The sequence below is a fragment of the Kitasatospora sp. NPDC059817 genome (genome assembly GCF_042731835.1).
Taxonomy (GTDB): domain Bacteria; phylum Actinomycetota; class Actinomycetes; order Streptomycetales; family Streptomycetaceae; genus Kitasatospora.
In genome coordinates this window covers 26352-35027 of record NZ_JBHWIR010000059.1, presented here as the reverse complement: position 1 = coordinate 35027, position 8676 = coordinate 26352, and the positions used below count along the sequence as shown (strand labels likewise).

Annotated in this window: 9 protein-coding genes; 6 read left to right on the top strand and 3 right to left on the bottom strand. The window is 72.0% G+C overall.

Annotation, left to right across the window (positions count from 1 at the left end; genetic code table 11):
• Nucleotides 1-123: 123 nt before the first annotated feature.
• A complete protein-coding gene (locus ACFV61_RS15465) occupies nt 124-693 on the bottom strand; it encodes a DoxX family protein (protein WP_363585630.1) in 570 nt (189 codons plus the stop codon).
• A gap of 183 nt (nt 694-876) precedes the next feature.
• On the opposite strand from ACFV61_RS15465, the gene ACFV61_RS15460 reads away from it, so the two are divergent.
• Complete coding sequence (locus tag ACFV61_RS15460) at nt 877-1473, top strand: TIGR03086 family metal-binding protein (protein ID WP_380492052.1); 597 nt, start codon at nt 877-879, stop codon at nt 1471-1473.
• 144 nt (nt 1474-1617) lie between these two features.
• On the top strand, nt 1618-2142 hold the full coding sequence (locus tag ACFV61_RS15455) for a hemerythrin domain-containing protein (RefSeq protein ID WP_380492050.1): 525 nt from the start codon (nt 1618-1620) through the stop codon (nt 2140-2142).
• Nucleotides 2143-2145: 3 nt separating this feature from the next.
• Here ACFV61_RS15455 and ACFV61_RS15450 read toward each other — a convergent pair whose 3' ends face one another.
• Together ACFV61_RS15450 and ACFV61_RS15445 are read right to left on the bottom strand one after the other, a co-directional pair.
• Nucleotides 2146-2934 carry a VOC family protein gene (locus ACFV61_RS15450; RefSeq protein ID WP_063346961.1) on the bottom strand — a complete coding sequence of 263 codons (789 nt, stop codon included), beginning with the start codon at nt 2932-2934 and terminating at the stop codon, nt 2146-2148.
• Between the two features lie 120 nt (nt 2935-3054).
• On the bottom strand, nt 3055-3663 hold the full coding sequence (locus ACFV61_RS15445; RefSeq protein WP_244293316.1) for a Uma2 family endonuclease: 609 nt from the start codon (nt 3661-3663) through the stop codon (nt 3055-3057).
• 196 nt (nt 3664-3859) lie between these two features.
• On the opposite strand from ACFV61_RS15445, the gene ACFV61_RS15440 reads away from it, so the two are divergent.
• The 4 genes from ACFV61_RS15440 to ACFV61_RS15425 all read left to right on the top strand — a co-directional run bounded on the left by ACFV61_RS15440 (nt 3860) and on the right by ACFV61_RS15425 (nt 8623).
• Complete coding sequence (locus ACFV61_RS15440) at nt 3860-4537, top strand: TetR/AcrR family transcriptional regulator (RefSeq protein WP_380346418.1); 678 nt, start codon at nt 3860-3862, stop codon at nt 4535-4537.
• 188 nt (nt 4538-4725) lie between these two features.
• Nucleotides 4726-6255 (top strand): MFS transporter, encoded by a 1530-nt coding sequence (locus ACFV61_RS15435; RefSeq protein WP_380492048.1) that lies wholly within the window; start codon nt 4726-4728, stop codon nt 6253-6255.
• A 280-nt stretch (nt 6256-6535) separates the two neighbouring features.
• Nucleotides 6536-8146 carry a cytochrome bc complex cytochrome b subunit gene (locus ACFV61_RS15430; RefSeq protein WP_380492046.1) on the top strand — a complete coding sequence of 537 codons (1611 nt, stop codon included), beginning with the start codon at nt 6536-6538 and terminating at the stop codon, nt 8144-8146.
• A 36-nt stretch (nt 8147-8182) separates the two neighbouring features.
• Complete coding sequence (locus ACFV61_RS15425) at nt 8183-8623, top strand: PPOX class F420-dependent oxidoreductase (protein ID WP_380428281.1); 441 nt, start codon at nt 8183-8185, stop codon at nt 8621-8623.
• Nucleotides 8624-8676 lie beyond the last annotated feature (53 nt).

The following is an 8676-nucleotide window of genomic DNA, read 5'->3' as shown; positions in this document are numbered from 1 at the left end:
TTTCTTTTTGTTTAAACACCCCCCCACTCTCTTTTGCTGGTTTGGGGGGGGCCCCCCCCCGGGGCCCCGGCCCCACCCCGGGCCCCCCCCGCCCCTGCGCTTGGGCGTTGACGCCCCGCTCGACTACTTCCGCAGCAGCAGGATCACACCGGCCGTCACCAGGCCGACCAGGACCGCCGCCGCGCCGTACGCCAGCCGGTGCGCGCGCAGCACCGGGAGGAAGCGGTCCACGGCGTAGCGGCCCGGACCGGTCAGGGCGAGCGCGGCGGCACCCGCCGTGAGCAGCAGCTCGTACTCGCTGCCCTTCGGGGCGAAGAAGCCGCCGCCCCAGGTGACGGCGATCGCGTTGACCATCGTGCCGACGATCGCGGCACCCGCCAGCGGGGTCAGCAGGCCGACGGCGAGGGCGAGTCCGCCGAGCGTCTCGGTGAGGCCGGCGACCACGGCCATGGCGTTGCCCGCCGGGTAACCGCTCATGGTGAAGAACTGACCGGTGCCGTCGATCCCGCCGCCGCCGAACCAGCCGAACAGCTTCTGGCTGCCGTGCGCGGCCATCGTCAGGCCGAGGGCCAGGCGCAGGAGCAGGAGTCCGGCGTCGTAGGCGTGCGGGGAGGTCGTCGCGGAGTCGGGGGTCACCCGGCCCGGGAGGACGGTGGTGGTGGGGGCGGTCGTGCTCGGGCTGCTGCTCGGCATGCGCGTCTCCATCGATCGGGATCGGTCGTAGGGGTGTGGTGGCGCGGCCGGGCGGGTCATCCCGCGGCTGTTGTTCAAATTTGAACCGGCCACTCCTCGACCGTACCTTGGAGTTCGAATTTGAACAACTGACGGGTCGTGGACAACTCGCGGGCCCGACCCCGCCCGGGGCAGGGTGGAGACATGGCTCAACGCAGGCAGCACCGGCGGACCGCGACACCCGGCACGCCCTACCCCGAGGCCCTCGCCGCCTTCGGCGAACGCGTCCGGCTGACCACCCCCCGCCAGTGGGACGCCCCCACCCCGTGCGCCGACTGGTCCGTCCGCGAGCTCGTCAACCACCTCACCGGCGAACAGCTGTGGATCCCCGAACTGCTGATGGGCGCCACCATCTCCGAAGTCGGCGGCCGCTTCGACGGCGACGTCCTCGGCGACGACCCGGTCACCGCCTGGACGGAAGCCGCCGACGCCGCCCGGGACGCCTTCGCCGTCCCCGGCGCCACCGAACTCACCGTCCACCTCTCCTTCGGGGACGTCTCCGGGCAGTACTACCTGGACCAGCTCACCACCGACCTCGTCATCCACAGCTGGGACCTCGCCGAAGCCATCGGACGGCACACCCGGCTCCCGGCGGAACTCGTCGACTTCGCCCTCGGCGAGTTCGCCGGCTACGGGGACCTCTCCGGGAGCGGCCTGTTCGACCCGCCCCTGCCCGTCCCCGACGACGCCGGCCCGCAGACCCGCCTGCTCGCCCTCACCGGGCGGCGCGACCGGCCCTGACACGGCTGGGGTGCGGCACGACCGGCCTGACCTGCGGCGGCCGGCGTGGCGCGACCGGCCCTGACCTGCGGCGACCGGCGTGGTGCCCGACGCCGGATACTGGAAGGAGCGGGGGCCGCGATCCGTGCGAGAGGCGGGCACGCCATGAGCCGCAGGCCGGACATCCTCGGCGAGTTCACCGCCGACCACCGGGCGGTCACCGAGCTGCTCGACCGGATCGAGCGGACACCCGCCGGCGCCGCCGAGCGCACCAACCTGCTGGCCCGGCTGACCGACCTGCTGTTCACCCACTGCGCGGCCGAGGAGGAACACCTCTTCCCGCTCGTGCAGCACGACGTGCCGGACGGCGGGGCGCTGGTGTTCGGCAGCATCCACGAGCACCTGGCGATCGGGCAGTACCTCTCCGACCTCCAGGGCCTCGGCCCGGCCGACCCGGCCTTCGACACCCTGCTGCGCGGCCTCGCCGACACCCTGCGGCGCCACCTCACCGTCGAGGAGAAGCAGCTCTTCCCGGCCGCCCGCAAGGCCCTGCCCGCCACCGCCCGAGCCGCCCTCGGCGACCGGCTGCGGGCCGAACGCGCGGAAACCGCCGAGGGCCCCGAGGGCCCCGAGGGCCTTGAGGGCCTTGAGGGCACGGGGCCCGCCGAAGCGGGCGCAGCGGGGCCGTGAGCCTCAGTTCTTCGGGCTGATCACCGCGAAGCGGCCGCCCTCCCGGTCCTGCAACCGGGCCACCCGCCCGTACGGGGAGTCGAAGGCAGCCCCCACCGCCGAACCGCCCAGCTCCACGGCCCGGGCCAGCGCCCGGTCGGCGTCCGGGACGGCGAAGGACACCTCCCAGTGCGGCGACAGCCCCGCCGCACCGCCCGCCTGCTCCCTCGCCAGCGCGGCGACGCTGTGGCCCTCCGCCCGCAGCACCACCCGGTCGTGCTCCCAGCGGACGTCGAACCGCTCCGGGTCACGGCCGTCCCAGCGGAACACCTGCCCGTAGAACAGCGCCGCCGCGAACGGGTCCGGCGTGCGCAGCTCGATCCAGACCGGTGCGCCCGGCAGGTCCAGCCGCCGGGCCCGGCCCAGCGGGCCCTCCCAGATGCCGAACACCGCCCCGGCCGGGTCCGCCGCGAAGGCCACCCGCCCGGCGTCGAAGGCCAGCGGGCCCACCGCCAGGGTCGCGCCGCGCTCGCGCACCGCGTCGGCGGCCTCGTCCGCGCTCTCCGTACCGAAGTAGCTGGTCCACGCCACCGGCATCGCCCAGTCGCTGCCCGCGACCCCCAGCCCGGCCACCGCCTCCCCGCCGGTCACCGCGTGCAGGTACGGGCCGAAGCGGTCCGGCGCCGGCTCGAACTCCCAGCCGAGCAGCGGCCCGTAGAACGCCTTCGCCCCCTCCAGGTCCCGGGCCGTCAGGCTCACCCAGCACGGAACGGCCGCCACGCAGCGCACCTTGGCGGTCTCACCGCTGCCCATCGCGGACCTCCTCGCCCCCCGGCCGCCGGGCCCCTCCCGACTCCCACGACCCACCGGCCGCCCGGGACGCCCACAGCCTAGGGCGATGGGCGTAGCGCGTTCCGGGAGGCATGGCCGGGATCAGCGCACCCAGTTCTTGAGCGGCTCGGTGTCCAGCGAGATCCCCACCGGCTCGGGGAGGTGGACGGTCTTGCCGAACGGGAGGATCTGCGCGGTCTCGTAACGGACGCCGTCGGGCTGGCTGTAGACGGTGACCTCGGCGGAGTCGCGGTCGATCAACAGGTAGACGGGGATGCCGGTCTCGGCGTAGGCGCGCGGCTTCTCGACGCGGACGCGATGGTCGGCCACGGATTCGTAAGAGGTGACTTCGGCAACCATCAGTGCCTCGTCCGCGCTCACCCACTCCCCCTGCCCGGCAAGGGCCTCGGAGGGGGCCAGCATGCCGTCCGGGTGCGCGCGGCCACCTCGGGCGCCCTGGACCCTCAGGCCATGGCTGTGCAGCCAGAGCTCAGGCCGCGCCTGGAGGCAGCTGCGGACCAGCCATTCGAGGACCCGGCCGTGGCTGCCGTCCCGCGGGGGTTTGACTCCCAGCCTCCCGTTGAGGAACTCCAACCGGACTCCTTCGATCGTGCGGGCTGCGAGCCGGGCGAGTTCCTCGAATTCTTCGGTCAGCAGCTGCGGTCGGTCGGGGCCGTCGATCTCGACGCTCATTCCTGGGTCGGGGCTCATGCCTGTGACCGTAGAGCCACGATCAGACAGCGCCGGTCCGGACCGGGGGCTCGTTGCGGGTGGCTCGGAAGAGTGGCACGGGAAATGTGACCCAGGTCACATCGAAAGGCGAAATTTCCGGGGAGGGAATCCCCGTTTGGTCTTTCGTAGGCAGAAGCGGGGAGAACTTCCCCGGTATCCTGAAGGAGCAGTCGCCGTGACCACCGCCGCCACCGAGCCGGTCCGACCCGTGGAGAGCGTCCGTGCGCCCAAGCTGCGCGCTGACGCGACCCGCAACCGGGAGCGGATCGTCCTGGCGGCTCGCGACGCCTTCGTCGAGCACGGCGCGGACGTGCCGCTGGACGAGATCGCGAAGCGGGCCGGGGTCGGCAACGCCACGCTGTACCGGAACTTCCCGGACCGCTCGGCGCTGGTCCGCGAGGTGGCACTGCTCGTCAAGAGCCGCATCCTGGCCCTCGCCGAGACGGCGACGGTCGAGGCGGACGCCCCTGACGGCGTCCCGTTCGACGCCCTGCAGCGGTTCGCGCACGCGACCGTCGCGGAGAAGCTCGGCGCGCTCTGCCCGATGTTCACCAGCCACGTCGACCCGTTCGACCCGGACCTCACCGAGGCCCGCGAGCGCCTGACGGCCGCCGTGAGCGGTCTGATGGAGCGCGCCCGGGCGGCGGGTGAACTGCGGGCGGACGTCGACCACGGAGACCTGTTCATCGCGATCAGCCAGCTGACCCGGCCGCTGCCGGGGACGTCCTGCCAGCTGCTCGACGACTTCGTCCACCGGCACCTGCAGCTGTTCCTGGACGGGCTGCGCACGCCGGCCCGTTCGGTGCTGCCCGGCCGGGCCGCGACCTTCGAGGACTTCCAACCCCACCACTGACCCACCAGCGGCACCCCGACCGACCGACCCACCCTCCGGACCGCGCCGACCACCGGCCCGCCAGGAGCTGATCCCCGCACGCCCCGCACCGACGCACGCCCCGCATCGACGCCCCGTACGGCGACCAGCCGTCCCCGTACGGCGGTCGAACCCTGTCCCACGCCACGCACCCTGAAGTGAGTACCCCCATGCCTGAAACCGACGCCCGAGCGGCGACGCTGCCCGATCCCCGGCGCTGGAAGGCGCTGATATTCATCGGCCTCGCCCAGCTGATGGTCGTCCTGGACGCCACCATCGTGAACATCGCCCTGCCGTCCGCCCAGCGGGACCTGGGCATCTCCGACGGCAACCGCCAGTGGGTGATCACCGCCTACGCGCTGGCCTTCGGCGGCCTGCTGCTGTTCGGCGGCCGGATCGCGGACCTCTGGGGCCGCAAGCGGACCTTCGTGGTCGGCCTGGCCGGCTTCGCACTCGCCTCCGCACTCGGCGGCGCCGCGGCCAACACCGCGATGCTGCTCGGCGCCCGCGCCCTCCAGGGCGTGTTCGGCGCGCTGCTCGCCCCGGCCGCGCTGTCGCTGCTGGCGGTGACCTTCACCGAGGCCAAGGAGCGCGCCAAGGCCTTCGGCATCTACGGCGCGATCGCCGGTGGCGGTGGCGCGATCGGCCTGATCCTCGGCGGCCTGCTGACCGAGTACATGAACTGGCGCTGGACCTTCTTCGTCAACGTCCCGTTCGCCATCGTCGCCGCCGCGGGCGCCGTCCTGGTGATCCGCGAGCCCGCCGAGGGCCGCAACCGCAACCGGCTGGACGTCCCCGGCGTGCTGCTGGTGACCACCGGCCTGGTCTCACTGGTGTACGGCTTCACCCGCGCCGAGTCCAGCGGCTGGACGGCCGCCAGCACGCTGGCGCTGTTCGTCGCGGCCGTCGTGCTGCTGACCGCGTTCGTCCTGGTGGAGCGCCGGGTCAAGGCCCCGCTGCTGCCGCTGCGCGTGGTGCTGGACCGCAACCGCGGCGGGGTGTACCTGTCGCTCGGCCTGGCCGTGATCGGCATGTTCGGCCTGTTCCTGTTCCTGACCTACTACCTGCAGCTCGTGCGCGGCTACAGCCCGGTGCTGACCGGCGTCGCATTCCTGCCGATGGTGGCGGGCATGATCACCGGCTCGACCCAGATCGGCGCCCGGCTGATGACCCGCGTCCCGGCGCGGTTCCTGATGGCCCCCGGCTTCCTGGTCGCCTCGATCGGCATGCTGCTGCTGAGCAACATCGGTCTGGACACCTCCTACCCGATGCTGATCCTGCCCGGCCTGGTCCTGATGGGCCTCGGCATGGGCACCGCGTTCATGCCGGCGATGAGCCTGGCCACGCACGGCGTCCAGCCGCGCGACGCGGGCGTCGCCTCGGCGATGGTCAACACCTCGCAGCAGGTCGGCGGCGCCATCGGCACCGCGCTGCTGAACACCATCGCGGCCAGCGCCACCACCAGTTGGCTGGCCTCGCACGCGACCGCCGCGGCGGCCACGTCGCCGGCGGCCGCCCAGGCCCTGCAGTTCCAGGGCATGGTGCACGGCTTCACGACCGCGATCTGGGTGTCCTTCGGGATCCTGGTGGCGGCCTCCGCGATCGCCTTCACCCTCGTGAACGCCGGTCGCCCGGACGCGGCGTCGGCTTCGGGCGCCGGTGCGGCGAAGAACGACGAGGTGCCGGTGATGGTGCACTGACGCCTGCGGGTTACTCGGGTGCGTACGCGGCCCGTCCGGTGTCCCCTTCCTGGGGCGCCGGGCGGGCCGCTCGCCGTTCCGGGGCCGGCGGTTCCGGGGCCGACCGTCGGCGGCGCCGTCGCTTCGGGGTCTGCGGTTCCGGGTCTGCGGTTCCGGGTCTGCGGTTCCGGGTCTGGATCACAGCCGCCCCGGGTAGAAGTGGGGATCGCTCCCCGATTATGGTGACCTCAGCGAGAAGCGGGGAATGATCCCCACTTCCTTCCGACTGAGGTGCGTGCACATGACCCGGAATCAGAACCCAGGACGGGGGCGGCGGGCCGTCGACTGGGCGGATGGCCGGCTGGGGATCCACACCCTGGCCAGGGCCAACCTGCGCAAGATCTTCCCGGACCACTGGTCCTTCATGCTGGGCGAGATCTGCCTGTACACCTTCCTGATCATCATCCTGACCGGCGTCTGGCTGACCCTGTTCTTCAAGCCCTCCATGGGCGAGGTGATCTACGACGGCTCGTACGTCCCGCTCAAGGGCGTGCCCATGTCGCAGGCCTACGCCTCCACGGTGGACATCAGCTTCGAGGTCCGCGGCGGGCTGCTGATCCGGCAGATCCACCACTGGGCCGCCGTCGTCTTCGTCGCGGCCATGTTCGTGCACATGATGCGGGTCTTCTTCACCGGTGCGTTCCGCAAGCCGCGCGAGGTCAACTGGGTCTTCGGCTTCCTGCTGCTCTTCCTCGGCATGCTGGACGGCTTCTTCGGCTACTCGCTCCCGGACGACCTGCTCTCCGGCACCGGCATCCGGTTCATCGAGGGCGTGGTACTGGCCATCCCGCTGGTCGGCACCTACGTCCAGATGTTCCTGTTCGGTGGCGAGTTCCCCGGACACGACATCATCCCGCGGTTCTTCACCGTCCACGTGCTGCTCGTGCCCGGCATCATGCTCGGCCTGCTGGTGGCGCACCTGATCCTGGTCTTCTACCACAAGCACACCCAGTGGGCGGGCCCGGGCAAGACCGAGAAGAACGTCGTCGGCATGCCGCTGATGCCGGTCTACCTGGCCAAGGCCGGCGGGTTCTTCTTCCTGGTCTTCGGCATCGTCGCGCTGATGTCCGCCGTCGCCACCATCAACCCGATCTGGGCGTACGGCCCGTACCGCCCCGACCAGGTCTCCACCGACGCCCAGCCCGACTGGTACATGGGCTTCGCCGAGGGCCTGATCCGGGTGATGCCCGGCTGGGAGGTCGGGCTCTGGGGGCACACCCTCAACCTCGGCGTGCTGATCCCGTTCACGCTGTTCCCGGTGATCCTCGGCGCGATCGCGGTCCACCCGTTCATCGAGAGCTGGGTGACCGACGACAAGCGCGAACACCACCTGCTGGACCGGCCGCGCAACGCGCCCGTCCGCACCGCGCTCGGTGCCGCCTGGATCAGCCTCTACCTGGTGATGCTGGCCGGCGGCGGCAACGACCTCATCGCCACCCATCTGCACCTGTCGCTCAACGCCATCACCTACGCGGTGCGGATCGGCTTCTTCGCCGTCCCGGTGGCCGTCTTCGTCATCACCAAGCGCTGGTGCCTCGGCCTCCAGCGCCGCGACCGCGACAAGGTGCTGCACGGACGCGAGACCGGCGTCGTCAGGCGCCTGCCGCACGGCGAGTTCACCGAGGTGCACGCCGGGCTCGCGCCCGCCGAACTGCACCGGCTCACCGCACACGAGCAGCCCCTCCCCCTCGAACTGCCGGCCCCCGTCGACGAGAATGGAGTCGCCCGGAGCGCGGGCGTGCTCAGCCGCACCCGCGCCCGGCTGTCCCGCGGATTCCACGGCGAACACGCCCGGATCGCCGAGCCCGCCGCCGAGGAGTGCCGCGAGATCACCGAGGGCCACGGGCGCTGACCCGCGGCCCCGGCCCCCACGCCAGAGGGAGGACAGATGCACGACCGATCCGACCAGCTCGCCGAGAACAGATACCTCCTGCTCACCACCTTCGGCGAGGACGGCACCCGCCAGGACTCGCAGATCTGGGTGGTGCCCGACGGCACCGCGCTCGGCGTCTGGACCCCGGCCCACTCCGGGGAGGCCGAACGGATCCGGCGCCACCCCCGGGTGCTGGTCGGCCCGTGCGACGCCCACGGGCGCCCGACCGGACGGCCGGTGCCGGCCCGCGCACGGCTCTGCGACCCGGACGACACCGCCCGCTACCGCACCTCGCTGATCAACAAGTACGGCCTGACGGCGCTGATCGTGCTGGCCCGCAGCCGGTTCCGGGTCGGGCTGGCCGGGACGGTCGGCATCCGGATCACGCTCAACGAGCTGGAGCAGCGGCTGGTCGGGCCCGAGTGGCAGCTGCCGACGACGTACTGCGTCAACTGACCTGTCTCTTATACACATATCAAATCCCACGAAACCACATTGTATCTCTGTTT

What these genes read in the sequence shown, in the direction of transcription:
- ACFV61_RS15465 (WP_363585630.1), bottom strand. Translation starts at nt 693, where the DNA reads ATGCCGAGCAGCAGCCCGAGCACGACCGCCCCCACCACCACCGTCCTC.
- ACFV61_RS15430 (WP_380492046.1), top strand. Translation starts at nt 6,536, where the DNA reads ATGACCCGGAATCAGAACCCAGGACGGGGGCGGCGGGCCGTCGACTGG.
- ACFV61_RS15425 (WP_380428281.1), top strand. Translation starts at nt 8,183, where the DNA reads ATGCACGACCGATCCGACCAGCTCGCCGAGAACAGATACCTCCTGCTC.
- ACFV61_RS15460 (WP_380492052.1), top strand. Translation starts at nt 877, where the DNA reads ATGGCTCAACGCAGGCAGCACCGGCGGACCGCGACACCCGGCACGCCC.
- ACFV61_RS15445 (WP_244293316.1), bottom strand. Translation starts at nt 3,663, where the DNA reads ATGAGCCCCGACCCAGGAATGAGCGTCGAGATCGACGGCCCCGACCGA.
- ACFV61_RS15450 (WP_063346961.1), bottom strand. Translation starts at nt 2,934, where the DNA reads ATGGGCAGCGGTGAGACCGCCAAGGTGCGCTGCGTGGCGGCCGTTCCG.
- ACFV61_RS15455 (WP_380492050.1), top strand. Translation starts at nt 1,618, where the DNA reads ATGAGCCGCAGGCCGGACATCCTCGGCGAGTTCACCGCCGACCACCGG.
- ACFV61_RS15435 (WP_380492048.1), top strand. Translation starts at nt 4,726, where the DNA reads ATGCCTGAAACCGACGCCCGAGCGGCGACGCTGCCCGATCCCCGGCGC.